The sequence below is a fragment of the Terriglobia bacterium genome (genome assembly GCA_035712365.1).
Taxonomy (GTDB): Bacteria; Acidobacteriota; Terriglobia; order UBA7540; family UBA7540; genus SCRD01.
Genome location: DASTAW010000008.1, coordinates 16217 through 32937, shown reverse-complemented (window position 1 = coordinate 32937; position 16721 = coordinate 16217). Strand labels below are relative to the sequence as shown.

Sequence of the window (16721 nt, the reverse complement as noted above, 5' to 3'; positions counted from 1 at the left end):
TTGCTTACAACCAAACCCCATCCCGGCATGTCCGGTTACCCTAGGGGCGCTGCGCTTGCAGCGCGCAACAGTCAAGGCCCGTTAAGTTGCCGTTCGGCGCTATTCAGCGTTCGCGGATGAAGCAATCGCGCGCCCGTGCGCGACGGCGATGGCGGCCATGTTCACAATTTCTTCCACCTCGGCGCCGCGCTGAAGCACGTGGACGGGCTTCGACATGCCGACCAGGATGGGGCCCAGCCCTTCTGCGCCGCCGATGCGCAGCATCAGCTTGTAGGCGATGTTTGCCGACCCGAGATCTGGGAAGATCAGCACGCTTGCGCCGCCCTTCAGGGTCGAGAAGGGATAATCCTCCTCCAGGATTTCGGGGACCAGGGCGGTGTCCGCCATCATTTCACCATCCACCATCATCTCCGGGCGGGCTTGCCTCACAAGTTCCGCTGCCCGGCGCATCTTTTCCGACATCGGATGCCGGGTGCTGCCGAAGTTCGAAAATGAAAGCATTGCCACTCGCGGCTCAAAATTGAAGTCACGGGCCACTTCCGCGGCCAGCAGCGATATTTCCGCCAGGTCTTCGGCCGTGGGTTCGATATTCACTGTGGTGTCGGAAAAGAAATAAACCTGCTGCCGGGTGACGATCACATAGACGCCTGAGACCCGCCGCACGTTTTCGCGCATCCGGATGATCTGCAGTGCTGGCCGGATGGTTTCCGGGTAGTGCTGGGCGACGCCGGCCAGGAAACCCTCGGCATCGTCCATGTGCACCATCATCGCGCCATAGTAGTTCGGATTGATCATCTGGTCGCGCGCCTCGCTCAGCGTCACCCCGTGGCGCTGCCGAAGGCGGAAATATTCCTCCACATAGGGCGCCAGACGCGGCGACCGTTCCGGCTCAATGATCTCGGGTACGAAGTGCTGAATGCCGAGGTCCGCGAGGCGTGCCCGGATCACCCCCTGGCGACCGATCAGCACCGGCCGGCCGATTTTTTCTTCATTGATCTGGTAGGCGGCGCGAATGATCTTTTCGCGTTCACCTTCCGAAAAGACGATGCGCTTGGGCGCAGCCTTGGCGCGCTGCCGGACGCTTTGCATCACCTCGTAGGTGCGGCCCAGGCGCCGCGAAAGGGCAATGCGGTATTCTTCAAGTTTTACTTGAACCCTTGCCACGCCCGTTTCCATCGCGGCTTCTGCCACCGCTGCCGATTCCCAGATCAGCACCCGCGGGTCAAAGGGCTTGGGGATGATGTACTCCGGCCCGAAGCCGAGTCTGCGCAGCCCGTAGGCGCGCAGTACGGAATCCGGAACGTCCTCTCGCGCCAGCGCGGCCAGGGCGTGTGTGGCGGCAATTTCCATTTCAGGATTGATGGTGCGGGCGCGCACGTCGAGCGCTCCGCGAAAGATAAATGGAAATCCCAACACGTTGTTCACCTGGTTGGGATAATCGGAGCGTCCCGTGGCCAGGATGGCGTCCGGGCGCGCGGCCTTGGCGTCCTCATAGCTGATTTCAGGCACAGGATTTGCCATGGCAAAGACAATGGGCCGGTCGGCCATAGAGCAGACCATTTCCGGTGTCACGACTTTGCCAACCGAGAGACCGACGAACACATCCGCATCGCAAATCACCTGCTCCAGCTTTCGCTGCGAAGTGCGCGCGGCGAACCGGGAATTGTAAGGGTCCATGCCTTCCTCGCGTCCTTCGTAGATCACCCCATACACGTCACACATCACGATGTTTTCTTTTCGGACCCCCAGTCGCACGTAGTGCTCGGCGGTGGCCAGCCCGGCCGCGCCCGCCCCGCTGAATACCACGCGAACCTGGTCGATTTCCTTGCCGGCGATCTCAAGCGCGTTCAGGAGCGCTGCTCCGGAAATGATCGCCGTCCCATGCTGGTCGTCATGAAACACCGGAATCTCCGCGGTCTGGCGAAGGTCCTCCTCGATGTGAAAGCATTCCGGCGACTTGATGTCTTCCAGGTTGATCCCGCCGCAGGTGGGCTCAAGCATCCGGCAAAACTTGATGATATCGGCAGGGTCCTTGGAATTGACTTCGAGATCAAAGACGTCAATATCAGCAAAGCGTTTGAACAACACGGCCTTGCCTTCCATCACAGGCTTGCCGGCCGCGGGGCCGATGTCGCCGAGGCCCAGGACCGCGGTCCCATTCGAAACCACAGCCACCAGGTTGCCGCGCGCCGTGTACTCAAAGCTGAGGTCAGGCGATTTGGCAATTTCAAGGCAGGGCTCGGCCACGCCGGGCGTGTAGGCCATGCTCAGGTCCCATTGCGTCCGGCAGGGCTTTGTGGCCACCACCTCGATCTTGCCTTTGCGCCCTCTGCGGTGATAATCGAGAGCGTCCTGCTGATGAATTTCCATCTGGAGCCTCCCTGGCGATTCCAACCGGGTGTCTGACAGGCGGCTGGGATTGGGCTGTCAGAACTTTCCTGCCAGCGGGCGGAATTTTCAGTTCACCGCTGGAACCGCAAATCATCTCGCGCCTGCCAGGAGTTCGCGGCCTGCCGCATGTCACGGACGGCGTGACGAATAGCACCCCAGTATACATCCGCGCCTGCGCGACATTCATGCACGCTGATCTGACGAGTTCAACAGAGGAGACGGCCCCGAAGCCGCCTGTTCCAGCAAGGCTTGCTGCGAAAATGTACGGCCTGAATGCCGGGTGTCACCAGTTGCCGAATCGGAAAACAAGGCCGGCTGAGATGCGCATATCGTTCTGCGCATTGTTGGTGAATTGGGCCCGAAGGTAGTCCACCTGGATCAATCGCACCCAGATGCGCCCTGTGGCTTTGACGTTGAGGCCGCCCCCGAATGCCATGCCAAATGCCTTTTCCGTCAGGCCAGCTCCAGTAAAGGGGGCGGTTGCCTCGCCATTAACAGTTCCGAAAAGCGCGTGGACGTAGGGATGGACTTTGGGTAGGGCAAGTGTGAACCGGGGGCCATAAAGCTGGGTGAAACCGGGTACGTAATACGGGTGCCCACCTGAGGTAAGCGCGGTTACCGAGGAGACTCCGTAGTGCTTGCTATAATCTGCCTCGATGCCCCAGGGCCCCAGCAGATGGAGGTAAGCACCACCGGCCCAGCCGTTCGAGCTTGTGGAGGGAGCGCCGCTTAGTTGCAGGCGGGAATACCCGCCAAAGAGCTCGACCTGGCTGTAAGCTTTGGGAACTGATGCAAGCGTCAGGAAAAGTAAGATGGACCCGAAGGTAAGCAGTTTGCGCATAGAGGGACGTTCTCCTTCTTCATCAGCATTGGAACATCAAACGTTCCGAGCGCCGCAATGCATTCTCCCCCCTGGCACTTCCACCTATGATGTAACAGGATGCTGTTCGGTTGCAAAGGAATATTAGTTGATCAGCGCCCGGCCCGGTTGCTTCCGCTAGACATCGCTTGAGCCGCAACAGCGCCACCCCTTGAACAGATTGCTGCCGCCAGGCGCGGACCTTCCGCTTGTGAAGGCTTCGGCGCGACACAGCGACACTGGGGAGAGTGCGGTGAGACGAGGCGACCGGAGTGGTTAAAAGGGAATGTCGTCGTCCGTAATTTCGCCGTCGGCGGGAGGCTCAGGGCCAGCGTCGTGTTCTTCGGGACCCGCCCCCTGGGGGGAGGCGGGACGAACGCCTGCCGCTGCCGCGCGCTCAGCGTCAGCACGCGAACCGAGCATCTGCATGTTGCGGGCGACAATTTCGTAGTTGGTGCGCTTGTTGCCGGACTGGTCTTCCCACTGCCGGCTTCGGATGCTGCCTTCAATGTAAACCAGCTTGCCTTTGGTGAGGTATTCGCCGCAGATCTCGGCCAGCTTGTTCCAGGCCACAACCCTGTGCCACTCCGTGTGCTGCTGCTGCTCGCCATTCCGGCTTTTGAAGGATTCATCCGTGGCAACGGAGAAGTTCGCCACTGGAGCGCCGCCGGCGGTATAGCGGACTTCGGGATCCTGGCCAACGCGCCCGATCAGGATGACTTTATTCACGGTCCCGGCCATAAAACCCTCGTGTGCAGATTTTTTGCCATGCGGCAGAAAGCTGCGGGCTATCCCTGGTTTCCGGCGCGGATGATGATGCCCAACCGCCGCAGGCGTTGCGACGCCAATTCCGATTCATGGGCCTTGGGATTCTGTTCCACCAAGGCACGAAGTTCGCGGATACCAGCCGCTTTGTCGCCGCTGGCCAGCAGAGCATATCCCTTCTTGAGCCGGGCCGCCAGCGTTTTATCGCCGTTGGGGTAGCGCTCGACACATTCGTCGTAAGCCTCGACCGCGTGCTTGTAATCTCCGTTGTTGTAATAGCTCTCACCAATGTAATACTGGGCGCTGGAAGCGCGCGGAGTTGTCCCGTAGTACTGGAGAAACTCCTGAAATCCCTGGATGGCGAGGGCATATTGCCCGCTGTTGAAGCTGCCCATCGCCGAATTGAATAGCGAGTTCGGATCAGGGATGTTGGGGGGAGCTGCTCCGGCAGCCTGGTTCGATCCGGTGGTACCCGGCGGGACGGCTAGAGGCGTACCATCGGCGCCCGGCTGCGGCGAGCCGGGAGCACCGGGCGTACCCGGTGCAACGGCCGGAGGAGCGTTCAAAGTCTGTATCTCTTTTTGTGTCTGCGCGAGTTGTTCGCTGAGTTTGGTGAGCTGCGCCTGGGCCTGGTCAAGGCTCGAGCTGAGCGCCTGGACCTGCGAGGTCATCGAGTCCATCTTGGACGACGAAGCCGCCAGGTTCTGCTCAACGTTCTTCTCCAGGTCAGTCATCTGGGATTTCATTCGGCTGACATCCTGGGAAGTCTGCTGGAGCAAAGTGTGCAAGATCGCGGTCTGCGTACTCACCGTATTTTGAAGGGTCTGAACGGTTTGCTGCAGCGTATCCAACTGCTGCATCATCTGGATGATCTCACGGCTTACGCCAAAAGCCGGGGAAGCCGTGACCACTGACAGCAGAGCAATTGCGCATATAGTCAGGGCATACCTTTTCACCGTGGTTCAACCTCCGGCAAGAAGATTCAATCAGTTGACAGTCTATCCTCTGGATAACGGCGCGGTCAACTGGCAGTGGGCAGGGAATACGCATTTCCCCCAAAGCATGTGCAGCAGGCAAGCGGCAGTTTGCGAGGGCAGGCTGCCCGGCTTAGCTCCGTCTCTTGTGCCAGAGCGGGCAATAAAACAGCTTGGCAGAGACGAAACAAAAACCGGGAGCCCCGTCCATCTTTCCTGCAAAGGACTGGGACTCCCGGATTGTTGTTACTGCGATTGCCCGCCGCCCATGACCAGATGGGCGCGCCGGTTTTGCTGCCAGCACGCTTCATTGCTCTCGGTGCAGAACGGACGGTCCTTGCCGTAGGAGATCGTGGTGATCCGTGAAGCGGGAATGCCCAGGTTCACCAGGAAGCTCTTGGCTGCATTCGCCCTGCGGTCGCCCAGGCCGAGGTTGTATTCCTCACTGCCTCGTTCGTCGCAATGGCCTTCAATCGTGAAGCTGATGCTGGGGTGAGACTTGAGAAAATCGGCATCAGCCGTAAGGGCCTGCTGTGCGTCCGAACGAATATCTGACTTGTTGTAGTCAAAATAGGCGTCCTTAATATTCTGTTCAAAAAGGCTTGCCTCCGATACGGCGGGCTGTTCCTGCGGTGGCGGCGGCGGTGGCTGGCTGGTGACGGTGACACGAGCGGTGGACGTTGCTGTACCGCCAGTACCTGTTGCCGTCAGGGTGTAGGTGGTTGACTCAGTTGGGGAGACGCTGGTTGATCCGCTCGATTGAACGGCTCCAACGCCTGGCTGAAGATCAAGGCTCGTGGCGTTTTCCGAAGTCCAACTTAGCGTCACTGACTGGCCCTGTTCTATCGTACTTGGCACTGCAGTCAGGTTGACGGTCGGTTTTTCTGGAGCAGCTGCAGGCGGCGGTGGTGGTGGTGGCGGGGCTACGGCCTTCTTATGGCAGGCTGCCGCCAGCAAAACGACTCCCAAAACACCGACGAGAAGCGCGAGACTGCGTTCCCTCTGTCGCATATCGAATCCTCCTTGATGGGTGGGGCACTTTCGTTTTCCACGAAGCTTTCGGAAATGGTGAGATAAACCAAGTTTCAAAAGTTATGATTAACTGTAATTGTTCATAAACCGCAAACCAAGTCTGACATCAAAGCCATGAATCGTAGCACCAAATAAAAAGAAAATTCAACTGCTGTTTTTTTCAAAGCGCCGTGGTGGCTTAATTTTTATTAGAATTTGGTGTAAACACGACCCTCCCGGGTGGGGTGGAAAGAGCATCGAAACTTTCAATCGCGTCCCTCAGCATCAGTGGGCGCGGAACGATCCAGAGCGCTGGCGAACTGGCGCGCAGTCGCTATCGGAGCAGTTACCGATATTAGAAACACGATCCCGCACTGGGTCGTGATCGGCAGTTACTTCGACCAGTTGCCGTTCCAATTTTGCCCTTGCGTTGTCAACTGATGAGGGTTGGATCCGTCAGCAAGCATGGTCCATATCTGGCGCGTTCCCGTGCGGGTGGATTCGAACACCAGGTGACGACCGTCCGGCGCCCACGAGGGGTGCTCGTTTCTTCCGGCGTCGTGGGTGAGCTGCACGATGCGTCCGGATGCGATTTCAATTATGTAGATGTCCCAGTGCCCGGTTTCCCTGACACTCCAGGAAAACGCCATAAAGAGCCCGTTGGGAGACCAGGAAGGAGCTTCCGCGTCGCCGCCTGCCGTGATGAGCCGGCGTAAATTCGATCCGTCGGAGTTCGTGATGTATATCTGCGGGGCTCCGCTGCGATCGGATACAAATGCAATCTCATTGCCTGTTTTAGGGTTCCATGTCGGGGAGATATTGACGCTCGGAGAGAATGTAAGTCGCTGGAGGCCCATCCCGTTGGCATCCGAAACATAGATTTCCTGCGTGCCGCCCATACTCGAGCAGAAGGCGATCTTCTTTCCATCCGGAGACCAGGCCGGCGTGGTATTGAGTCCCTTGTAGGTGGGAAAGGATATTCGGCGGTTGGTGAGCAGCGAATAGAGGTAGATTTGCGGATTGCCGCTCGCGTAGCTCGTAAAGGCGATTTCTGAATTGTCCGGAGACCAGCGCGGCGTCAGATTGAGCGAGGGATAGTTCGTGACCTGGTGCTGATTGTACCCGTCGTAGTCCATCACCCAGATCTGTGTGTGTTTCGTTCGATTGCTGACATAGGCGATTTTCGTCAGGTTGATTCCGGGGATTCCGCCACCCAGCGTCTGGATAATCTCGTTGGCGAAGCGATGAGCTGCGTCACGGGCGGAAAGCTCATTCAGGTCCGCCACGTAACGCTTGGCCAGCACGCCGGGATTCTGAGGGCTGTGGACATCGAACAGGCGGGCAGTGACGACGAGGCTGTTATTCCGGACCTCAGTGAAGCCAAAGGCCAGCATCTGGGCTGAGGCAGGCGGATTGCTCCAGGCATTGAAATCCACATCCTGCGGTTCCTGTGGGACCTTGATCGGGTAAAGGCTCTTGCTGACAACGTCTACTATCCCTGAATTGTTCAGGTCGTTCCACAGCACTTCGTTGAAGACTTTTGTCAGGTTAGCCACTCGCGGGTCAGTCGAACGGGTAGGGAAATCGGGTACCGCAATCCGGACGACCGCCTGTCCCATGTTGATTCCGAACCGGAACCAACCCTCGTTCTGGCTCTTCACCACTACCGCTCGACCCATAAGGACCGCTACAGCGATTGCAACCAGGGCAACGCAATTCAGGATTCGTTTTTTCAAAGTCATCCACCACCGTAAATGGATTTCACTGAGGCGGCTTCTTGTCACCGCCCCCGGAATTTACCGCTTCAGATCGAAGTAAACCTCCACGGAAACTTTATTTCCGGAATAATCGGCCGGGAGCGGGGCGAGAGGACTGGATGCGAGGACTGCCCGCAAGGCTGAGCGGTCCACCTCCGGGATGCCGCTTGACTGCTTGACTTGCGCATTGCTGATGCTGCCATCGCGATTGATGTCAAAATCGACATAAACTCGAGGCGCGCTCAGCAGACTGGGGCTGATCATCGAAAGCAACCAGTTACTGCTGACACGGTTCTTGACCGCTTGCACGTACCAGCCATAGCGCTCGCCGAAATCCTGCTGGCCAATCGCAAAACCGGCTTCGCCGGAGGGAGTCGCCGTCGCACTGTAGCTCATGGTCGGCGGCCCGCCCTGGCCATAAGGCACGGCGTTGGGAGGCGGTTCAATCTTTTCCTTTGGTTGAATCCGCGGATTGGCAAGGACCTTTGGTTGAATCCGCGGATTGGCAAGGACCTTCGGCTTCGGAGGTTTGACGGCTTCTTTAAATTTAGGAAGCTCCTGCCCTGTCAGCAGGGATGATGGCGGCTTGGGGACGGTCTCAGGCTTATAGAGGCCCGGGTTTTCGACCGCCACGGTGTTCGGAGTCGTGATTTTGGGCATCGGAAGGGGTACGCCGGGCAGGGAAGCCACGGCATTCACACGGACGGCGCTGCCCGTATTGATATTAACTCCCCAGCCCTTTCCGAGCCGGGCTCCCCAGAGACTATACACGACCGCGGAAAGCGTCAGCAGAACGTGAAATACAATCGATGCCGTCAGGGCCCCTCGGAGGCTCTCCCGATGATCGAAGACTGGAAACGATGCGGCGCCCATGCTCAATCGCTCTGGATGAACTCCTCCTCTAAATTACGACGACCCCTTGGTATTAAGCGGTTCGGTGACAATATTGATGTTGGTTAGATTCGATTGCTTCAGTGCGTCGATCACCTGGGCGAATGCACCGAATGAGACCACCTGGTCACATCGAATAAAGACTGGAGATTTATCGGCGTTTTTCAAACGCTGGCGAACGATGTCTCCGAGGCGGTGGATGTTGACGGGATCGTTCCCTACGTAAATGGTCTGTCGCTTATCGATGGTCACTACGACGCGCTCTTGTGAAATCACTTGCACGGTCCGCGTTTTCGGCAGGTCTACTTCGATACCTGACTCCAGCAGCGGAGCGGTGACCATGAAGATAACCAGCAGCACCAGCATCACGTCCACAAAAGGGGTGACGTTGATGTCGGACATCGAGGTCTGAGTTGTCCCTTTGAGGGTTGTGAATGCCATATTCAACCTCGCTGAGCGTTTTAGGTGGCTCCCTGCGCCTTGATGTAAAAACCGTGGAACGGGGTTGCCGCAGGTCCCGGTGGAGTGCGGTTTCTATGTGAAATATCGTTCCGTCATGTTGAGGAACTCGAGCGCAAAGTCATCCAGCATGCTGCCGAACTGCTTCAATCGCTGGAGGAACTGGTTATAGGCAATCAGGGCGGGAATCGCAGCGAACAATCCCGCCGCTGTGGTGATCAACGCCTCGGAAATGCCAGGGGCTACGGTGCGAAGACTGGCCGCCCCGGAAGTTCCAAGACCATTAAACGCATCCATGATGCCCCAAACGGTCCCGAACAGTCCGATGAACGGGGCTGCAGCAGCCGTCGTGGCCAGCCACGGCATCCAATTCTCCAGGCGAGTCAGTTCTGCAGTGGACCCAATCTGCAACGATCGCCGCACGGAATCCAGGCTACGAATGACCGGCTTGCCTGGATTTTCACTGACCGTTGCCTGGCTCTCAATTTCACGATAGCCCGCCTGAAATACTTCCGGCAGAGGGCTGCCCGATAACGTCGAGCACGACGAACGGATTTCGGACAGCTTTTTACTCTGGCGGAATATATGCAGGAACTCCCCCGATTCACGGATTGCACGCTTAAAAACACGAGACTTGTGGAATATGATGGCCCAGGAAAGAACGGAGAAAAAAAGCAGGATCAGCAGAACAAGGCGTGCGACAAGACCGGTGTTCGACAGGTATTGCCAAATATCACCCTGAAAAAAAACGAGTAGGGCTGGAACCAATCGACCTCCTTCGATGCCGTAAATCGTGCGACACAATCATTCCTCGAACCTAGCATAGCGCGACAAACCCCGTCAATTGCCCTGCGGTCCAGGTCGAGACTTTTTATCCAAATGCTGAAGGGTCCTGCGTGTTTCCTATCGGAGCATTCCGGAGTATGATCGGCTATCGCCCTTTGCGCAGGGAGAATGCCGCGTCAGGAACGGCATTCGGGCAGGGCGAGCTCTTATGCTCCACGAAATTCATATTCAAAACTATGCCGTCATCGATGACCTGACGGTGGAATTTCATCCCGGGTTGAATCTGCTCTCGGGTGAGACTGGCTCTGGAAAGTCCATCGTTGTTGACGCGCTGGGGCTGGCTCTCGGCGGCAGGGCCGCTGCCGACGTCGTTCGAACAGGCTGCGACAGGACCACGATCACAGCGGTCTTCCGGGCGCCCGACCAGCCTGCATGGCAAAAACTCCTGGCAGACCTTGGTGTGGAGAGAATGGACGGGGAAGAGGTCTTTTTTCGCAGGGTGATTCATTCCAACGGTCGCAGCCGGCTGTTGCTGAATGACCAGCCTGTCACCGTTTCTGGCATCAGAGCGCTGGCCGATCTTCTGATTGAGGTTCACGGGCAGAATGAGCAGGTCGCACTGTTTTCTCGGGAGGCCCAGCTTGAATTGCTTGACCGCTTCGCGGGCGCGGATGAATTGCTTAAACAAGTGGCGGAACTCTATGCGCGCCGGAGGCAGCTTCAAACGGAACTGGACAGCGTTAGTCAGAATGAGCAGGACCGTCTGAAGACGATTGACCTTCTCAGCTTCCAGCTTCGTGAGTTGGACCAGGCGCAGCTCGATCCGTGTGAAGATGCCAGGCTCGAAGAAGAGAAACGCGTCCTGACGCACCGCGAAAAAATCCTGTCAGCGGTAGCAACGATATACGGCGCGCTGTACGAGGACGAGAACTCCGCGTGCGAAAGGGCCGGCCTGGCAGGGCGGGTGCTCGAGGACCTGCGGACCTATGATTCGTCCTTCGACACCCACGCTGAAGCCCTCCGTGAAGCCAGGGCCCAGATTGAAGATGTGGCGCTGACTGTTCGTGACTACGCGAAGGACCTTGACTCGAGCCCGCACCGCCTGGAACAGGTTGAAGATCGCCTGGCAGTCCTCGACCGAATCAAAAGGAAATACGGCAGCACCCTCGAGCTGGCGATTGCTCACCGTGAGAAGTTGCGGGACCAACTGTCCGCCTTCGAAAATTCCGACGAGCGCCGCCAGGAACTGACGCGCGAATTGGAGCACGTGGCGGCGAAATTCCACGGTTTGGCGAAAGAGCTTTCCCAGCGGCGACAGGAAGCTGCGGCGCGGCTTGAAAAACTGGTCCGGAAGGAACTCGCCGCGCTCAGCATGGAAAAGACCCGGTTTGCGGTCCAATTTGAAACGGCCTCCGAGGGCGGTGCCCACACCGGAGGCCCCAAAGGAATTGACACGGTCGAGTTCAAGATCTCGACAAACCCCGGTGAGAACCTTCGCCCGCTGGGTAAGATTGCTTCGGGCGGAGAACTCTCGCGCATTATGCTGGCATTGAAGACAGTGCTTGGCACGCAAAGGCTCGGCCGGGACACGGGAGGGAAGAGGACCCCGGACCCCACTTTTATCTTTGATGAAGTTGATACCGGCATTGGAGGCCGCGTGGCCGAAAGCGTCGGCCAGCGGCTTAAAAGCCTGTCACAAACGGCCCAGGTCATCTGTGTGACGCACCTCGCGCAAATTGCCTGCTTTGCCGATCATCACTATTATGTTGAAAAATTCGAGCGGTCCGGCCGGGCGCACACCATGATCCGGCGCCTGGAAGGGGAAAGGGAGCGCGCCCAAGAACTGGCCCGCATGCTCTCCGGCTCGCAGGTGACCGATGCGGTCCTGAAACACGCTGCCACAATGTTGAAACATGCCTCGGCTTAGGTTGGAATTCGTTTCCTGTCTCATGGCAGAATAGATTCTGCGGCGGAACATGGTTTCTACCCAAAGCGACCATCTCAAGATATACTGGTCGCAGCGAGGCGAGTTTTTCTCCGATGAGCAGTGATCTTTTTCCAATCCTGTCCGGCGGCGGTCACATCGCCGCAGACGCAAAACTACCGGACGGCTCCTGGGCCGGATACTCCGCGGAAGGCAAGCCTTTCTACATTGAAACCTTCGGATGCCAGATGAACGTTCATGATTCGGAGAAGGTGGCTGGTGTCCTGATGGCGCGCGGGTACCGCCCCGTGGCGACTCCCGAAGATGCTGACATCATTTTTTACAACACATGCAGCATCCGCGAAAAGGCGGCGCAGAAAGTTTTTTCGAGGCTTGGAACGTTCCGCAAAGGACGTGCGGCCAGCGGGAAGATTTTTGGCGTCCTCGGCTGCGTTGCCCAGCAGGAAGCCGGGAATATTTTCGAGCGCGCGCCGCACGTCAGCCTGGTTTGTGGTTCCGCGAGTTACCCAAAGCTGCCAGACCTCCTGGCGCAGCTCGAGTGTGGCCACCGCCGGGTTACCGGGCTCGACCTCGACACCGAAGACTGCTTTGAAACTGAAATGACGCGGCGCGACAATCGCTTTCGCGCCTACATCACCATCATCGAGGGCTGTGACAAAGCCTGCAGCTATTGCGTGGTTCCGAAGACCCGCGGACCGGAGCGCAGCAGGCCCGCCGATAACATTTTGGCTGATGCACGCCGCCTGGCGGATGAGGGGTTCACAGAAATTCAGCTCCTCGGCCAGACCGTCAATTCCTATCTTGATCCTTCACCTTTGCGGATGAGTTTCGCGGATTTACTCGCGCGCGTGGCCGAAACGCCCGGCATTCGCCGCGTGCGATTCACCACGTCGCATCCGCGCGATTTCACGCAGGACATCATCGATGCGATTGACACCCACCCGGCCCTGTGCAACCAGATCCACCTGCCCGTGCAGTCCGGCTCGAACTCCGTCCTGAAGCGGATGCTGCGAACTTATACGCGCGAAGAGTACCTCGAAAAAATCCATTGCATCCGCGACGCAAAGCGTGCTATTAGCATTTCGACGGACATCATCGTGGGCTTCTGCGGTGAGACGCTTGACGATTTTGAAGACACGCTCAACCTTCTTGGCGAAGTCGGGTACGATCAGGTTTTTTCCTTCAAGTATTCACCCCGCCCCAGAACTCCGGCCGCCCGCTTTGAAGATTCAGTGCCGGAAGATGAAAAGGGGCGGCGGCTCATGATTCTTCAGGAAAAACAGCGCGAAATTCAAATCCAGAGAAACCAGGAATGCCTCGGCCAGCAGTGCGAAGTCCTGGTCGAGAGTTTTCACCCCCGCCTGGGGCAGGCGGTGGGAAGGACCACCAGCAACAGGGTCATCAACTTTTCCGGAGAGCCATCGTGGATAGGACAATACATGGTGGTTCGAGTGACAGCGTCCGGACCGAACAGCCTGGTCGGCCAGCGGGTGGGGGAACCTGCTGCCGGACACGCAGATCTGTGAATGCTTTTCAGCCGTTAGCAGCCGCATCCGTATACGCCAAGGCTGCAGGAAGGATGCATGATGGAAGTTGAAGTCAAAATTCGCGGTCTGATGATGGATCCTGTTACCAACATGCCGATCGTGATTCTCAAGGACATCGAAGGCGTGTCCGTCCTGCCGATCTGGGTCGGAATTTACGAAGCTAACGCCATCGCGCTTGAAATCGAGAAGGTGACGACTCCCCGTCCCATGACGCACGATCTGCTGAAAAACCTTCTGCTCGGCCTGGAAACCCACGTAAGGAAAGTAGTCGTGAATGAACTGAAGGACGACACCTTCTACGCGCTCATCTGGCTGGAGAAGGATGGCGAGACCTTTTCTGTAGATTCCCGTCCCAGCGACGCGCTGGCCCTTGCGTTGCGCGTGGACTGTCCGATTTTTGTCGAAGACGAAGTCCTGAAGAACTCCAAGGTTTCCGGCGCTGGCACTGACAAGGCCAGCCACGACGAATTGCGCAAATGGCTGGAAAACCTTAACGACGAGGACATCGGCCGTTATAAGATGTAGCAATTGAAGGCAGACAGGGTCGTCCTCTTCGACGAGGCGGCCGATGGCTGGTCCAACCTGCCTCAACCGGAGTCAAGGAGTGGCAAGAGTCATAGCCGTTGCCAACCAGAAGGGGGGGGTTGGCAAAACCACAACTGCAATCAACCTCTCCGCCGGGCTGGCATTGCACAACCAGAGGACCTTGCTGATTGACCTCGATCCACAGGCCAATAGTACCCTGACCTTTATCAATCCGGCCGAAGTTGACGGTTCCATCTACGACGTCCTCACCGATGGCAAACTGAAACTGTCGCAGGTGGTCAAGCCGACTCGTTGGATGAATTTGTCTCTGGTTCCATCGCGGATTTCGCTCGCCAAGCTGGAGGCGCAACTGGTGGGGCAGTTTGACGCGCCGTTCCGGCTGAAGGACGCAATCGCTGCGTGCCGCGATGACTTTGATGTGATTGTCATCGATACGCCGCCGGCCCTGGGCATTATCACGGTGAATGCCCTGGTGGCAGCCTCGTTTCTGATTGTTCCCATTCAGGCATCGTACTACGCGCTGGAGGGCACCGACGATCTGCTGGAGACGCTGGAGCGCATCCGTGCGCGGCCGAACCCCGAACTGCAGTTGCTGGGCGTCGTCATGACTCTTTACGACAAGCGGACCAACCTGGCGCGCGACATCCATAAGCAGGTCAGGGACGTGTTCGGGCCCAAAGTGTTCAAGACAGTCATTGGCAAAAACGTCCGGCTGGAAGAAAGCCCGGCGTACAGAGAAACGATTTTCAGCTTCGCCCCGCAATCTTCCGGAGCGCATGAATACGCCAGCCTGGCGAAGGAGGTCCTGCAACGTGTCGGTTAGACGCTCAGGATTGCCGGTAGCGGTCCAGATGCGCCATAGTGCGCACTATGTCGAAGATATCATCTCGCGCAGCGGGGCCGCCATCGGACGAATGATCGCGATTGAGGATATCCAGCCTTATGCCGACCAGCCGCGGAAGCAGCGCGGTGATTTGACGGGCCTGGCGGATTCAGTGCGCCAGAAGGGCGTGCTGGAACCTTTGCTGGTCCGCAAGAACCCGGATTCGGGAAAGTATCAAATCATATCCGGTGAGCGGCGCTATTTTGCAGCCCGCATGGCGGGCCTTGCCGAAGTTCCGTGTATCGAGAAAAGTGCTGATGACGGCGAGACTCTGGAACTGGCTCTCATCGAAAATATGCAGCGCAAAGACCTGACTCCTTTCGAAGAGGCTGACGGCGTCCAGGCCCTCGGCGACCGGTTTGGCCTGACCCACGAGGAGATCGCGGCCAAAATAAGCAAATCACGCTCCTCGGTAACCGAGCTTCTGACGCTCCGCGTCATTCCGGACGACATTAAAGCTGTCTGCATTGAAAGCGGAGTGATCTCCAAATCCCAGCTTCTCCAGGTCGCCCGTCAGCCCACCGAAGCCAGAATGCGTGAGGCTGCCCGGCGCTTTGCCCAAGGCACGCTGAATCGCGAGCAGGCCCGCCAGGAGCGCAATCCCAACAGGAAAGCCCGCCACGGATCTTTCCGCTACGTCCCGCCCAACAAGGATTTCAAATTGACGCTGCAATTCAAGAAAGGCGGCGTCGGGCGCGAGCAAATCATCTCCACGCTGCGCCGCGTCCTGGAAGAGCTCGAAAGAGAAGACTGAGGCGCTGAAGAGCGTCTGTTTCCCGGATGACCCACGGAGCGAGATCATCTTCAGCGGCCGCAGACGGGATTGAAGGAAAGGACGACGCGGGATGGAATGCGTGCTGGATGTTCTGGTGATTGGCGCTGGGCCCACGGGTCTGGCCTGCGCGATCGAGGCCATGCGCAGCAATCTCGACGTTCTCGTGGTCGAGAAGGGATGCCTGGTGAACTCCATTTTCAGCTATCCGCCCGGCATGACATTTTTTACCACTCGCGAACGCCTGGAAATTGGCGACATCCCTTTCACCACCATCAACGTGAAGCCCACCCGGGCGGAGGCCCTGGAATACTACCGCGGTGTTGCCAGGTTTTATCATGTTCCGGTGCGTTACCATGAGCGCGTTGTGGGTATTGCCGGGTCCGACGGAAATTTTGAGGTCCGCGCTGCCGCAACGGATGGCGACCCAAAATGCTACCGCACGCGCAAGGTGATTATTGCCACCGGTTACTATGATATTCCGAACCTCATGGGAGTCCCCGGGGAGGACCTTCCTAAGGTTTCGCATTACTACGGCGAGGCCCACGCGTTTTATCAGAGAAAAGTGGCGGTCATCGGCGGAGCCAACTCGGCGGCGATTGCGGCGCTCGACCTCTTCCGCCATAGCGCCGAAGTCACCCTCATCCACCGGGAACCTGAACTGAGCCGGCACATCAAATATTGGGTCCGGCCCGATATTGAAAACCGAATCAAAGAAGGCTCCATTCGCGCCTGCATGGCGACAGCCGTCAGAGAGATTACGCGGGACGCGGTATGGGTCGAAACGGCCCAGGGCGAACCTACGCGCATTGAGAATGATTATGTATTCGCTCTTACAGGGTACCATCCGGATTTCGAATTCCTGCGCCGTGTCGGAGTTGAAATCGATCCCGGAACGTCCCGCCCAAACTGCAACGCCAAGACCCGCGAAAGCAATGTTCCCGGTGTCTATCTGGCCGGAGTGGTTATTTCCGGGCGGCATACAAATGAAATTTTCATCGAGAACGGCCGCTTCCACGGGAACCAGATTATTGCGGACATCCAGAAGCATCCTGGGGCCCGGGCCCCGAGGCCGAAGGAGACGGCCGGTCCCCCGCCGCTGGAGTGATGCGTAGTAGGTTCCACGCGGTACGAC

The 16721-nt window shown here is 57.9% G+C and carries 15 protein-coding genes; 6 read left to right on the top strand and 9 right to left on the bottom strand.

Annotation, left to right across the window (positions count from 1 at the left end):
* Positions 1 to 99: 99 nt before the first annotated feature.
* The 9 genes from VFQ24_02130 to VFQ24_02090 form a co-directional block, all read right to left on the bottom strand.
* Entirely contained in the window at positions 100 to 2370 is a 2271-nt protein-coding gene (locus tag VFQ24_02130; GenBank protein ID HET9177137.1) for an NADP-dependent malic enzyme, read from the bottom strand.
* A gap of 304 nt (positions 2371 to 2674) precedes the next feature.
* A complete protein-coding gene (locus VFQ24_02125) occupies positions 2675 to 3232 on the bottom strand; it encodes an outer membrane beta-barrel protein (protein HET9177136.1) in 558 nt (185 codons plus the stop codon).
* 294 nt (positions 3233 to 3526) lie between these two features.
* Complete coding sequence (locus VFQ24_02120) at positions 3527 to 3991, bottom strand: single-stranded DNA-binding protein (protein ID HET9177135.1); 465 nt, start codon at positions 3989 to 3991, stop codon at positions 3527 to 3529.
* Between the two features lie 47 nt (positions 3992 to 4038).
* The gene (gene bamD, locus VFQ24_02115) at positions 4039 to 4971 is read right to left on the bottom strand and encodes an outer membrane protein assembly factor BamD (protein HET9177134.1); all 933 of its coding nucleotides are present in this window, start codon (positions 4969 to 4971) and stop codon (positions 4039 to 4041) included.
* A 264-nt stretch (positions 4972 to 5235) separates the two neighbouring features.
* Positions 5236 to 6000 carry a peptidoglycan-associated lipoprotein Pal gene (pal, locus tag VFQ24_02110; GenBank protein ID HET9177133.1) on the bottom strand — a complete coding sequence of 255 codons (765 nt, stop codon included), beginning with the start codon at positions 5998 to 6000 and terminating at the stop codon, positions 5236 to 5238.
* Positions 6001 to 6392: 392 nt separating this feature from the next.
* Positions 6393 to 7736 carry a Tol-Pal system beta propeller repeat protein TolB gene (gene tolB, locus VFQ24_02105; protein ID HET9177132.1) on the bottom strand — a complete coding sequence of 448 codons (1344 nt, stop codon included), beginning with the start codon at positions 7734 to 7736 and terminating at the stop codon, positions 6393 to 6395.
* Between the two features lie 60 nt (positions 7737 to 7796).
* Positions 7797 to 8630 carry a TonB family protein gene (locus VFQ24_02100; protein HET9177131.1) on the bottom strand — a complete coding sequence of 278 codons (834 nt, stop codon included), beginning with the start codon at positions 8628 to 8630 and terminating at the stop codon, positions 7797 to 7799.
* Positions 8631 to 8663: 33 nt separating this feature from the next.
* Positions 8664 to 9089 (bottom strand): biopolymer transporter ExbD, encoded by a 426-nt coding sequence (locus VFQ24_02095; protein ID HET9177130.1) that lies wholly within the window; start codon positions 9087 to 9089, stop codon positions 8664 to 8666.
* 93 nt (positions 9090 to 9182) lie between these two features.
* Complete coding sequence (locus VFQ24_02090) at positions 9183 to 9875, bottom strand: MotA/TolQ/ExbB proton channel family protein (protein ID HET9177129.1); 693 nt, start codon at positions 9873 to 9875, stop codon at positions 9183 to 9185.
* A 226-nt stretch (positions 9876 to 10101) separates the two neighbouring features.
* Between VFQ24_02090 and recN the strand changes: the two genes are divergently transcribed.
* From recN to VFQ24_02060, 6 genes are all read left to right on the top strand, one after another.
* On the top strand, positions 10102 to 11820 hold the full coding sequence (gene recN / locus VFQ24_02085) for a DNA repair protein RecN (protein ID HET9177128.1): 1719 nt from the start codon (positions 10102 to 10104) through the stop codon (positions 11818 to 11820).
* Positions 11821 to 11933: 113 nt separating this feature from the next.
* Positions 11934 to 13364, top strand: a complete 1431-nt coding sequence (miaB, locus tag VFQ24_02080; protein HET9177127.1) for a tRNA (N6-isopentenyl adenosine(37)-C2)-methylthiotransferase MiaB — start codon at positions 11934 to 11936, stop codon at positions 13362 to 13364.
* Between the two features lie 60 nt (positions 13365 to 13424).
* Entirely contained in the window at positions 13425 to 13910 is a 486-nt protein-coding gene (locus VFQ24_02075) for a bifunctional nuclease family protein (GenBank protein ID HET9177126.1), read from the top strand.
* A gap of 79 nt (positions 13911 to 13989) precedes the next feature.
* Positions 13990 to 14754, top strand: a complete 765-nt coding sequence (locus VFQ24_02070) for a ParA family protein (GenBank protein HET9177125.1) — start codon at positions 13990 to 13992, stop codon at positions 14752 to 14754.
* Complete coding sequence (locus VFQ24_02065) at positions 14744 to 15568, top strand: ParB/RepB/Spo0J family partition protein (protein ID HET9177124.1); 825 nt, start codon at positions 14744 to 14746, stop codon at positions 15566 to 15568. Before VFQ24_02070 ends, VFQ24_02065 begins: the two co-directional genes overlap by 11 nt.
* A 91-nt stretch (positions 15569 to 15659) precedes the next feature.
* Positions 15660 to 16694, top strand: a complete 1035-nt coding sequence (locus VFQ24_02060) for a YpdA family putative bacillithiol disulfide reductase (protein ID HET9177123.1) — start codon at positions 15660 to 15662, stop codon at positions 16692 to 16694.
* Positions 16695 to 16721: the final 27 nt, after the last annotated feature.

Excerpts from the sequence above, each read along its gene's own strand:
- VFQ24_02120 (HET9177135.1), bottom strand. The coding sequence starts at position 3,991 with ATGGCCGGGACCGTGAATAAAGTCATCCTGATCGGGCGCGTTGGCCAG.
- VFQ24_02125 (HET9177136.1), bottom strand. The coding sequence starts at position 3,232 with ATGCGCAAACTGCTTACCTTCGGGTCCATCTTACTTTTCCTGACGCTT.
- recN (HET9177128.1), top strand. The coding sequence starts at position 10,102 with ATGCTCCACGAAATTCATATTCAAAACTATGCCGTCATCGATGACCTG.
- VFQ24_02130 (HET9177137.1), bottom strand. The coding sequence starts at position 2,370 with ATGGAAATTCATCAGCAGGACGCTCTCGATTATCACCGCAGAGGGCGC.
- VFQ24_02075 (HET9177126.1), top strand. The coding sequence starts at position 13,425 with ATGGAAGTTGAAGTCAAAATTCGCGGTCTGATGATGGATCCTGTTACC.
- VFQ24_02100 (HET9177131.1), bottom strand. The coding sequence starts at position 8,630 with ATGGGCGCCGCATCGTTTCCAGTCTTCGATCATCGGGAGAGCCTCCGA.
- miaB (HET9177127.1), top strand. The coding sequence starts at position 11,934 with ATGAGCAGTGATCTTTTTCCAATCCTGTCCGGCGGCGGTCACATCGCC.
- VFQ24_02095 (HET9177130.1), bottom strand. The coding sequence starts at position 9,089 with ATGGCATTCACAACCCTCAAAGGGACAACTCAGACCTCGATGTCCGAC.
- VFQ24_02060 (HET9177123.1), top strand. The coding sequence starts at position 15,660 with ATGGAATGCGTGCTGGATGTTCTGGTGATTGGCGCTGGGCCCACGGGT.
- pal (HET9177133.1), bottom strand. The coding sequence starts at position 6,000 with ATGCGACAGAGGGAACGCAGTCTCGCGCTTCTCGTCGGTGTTTTGGGA.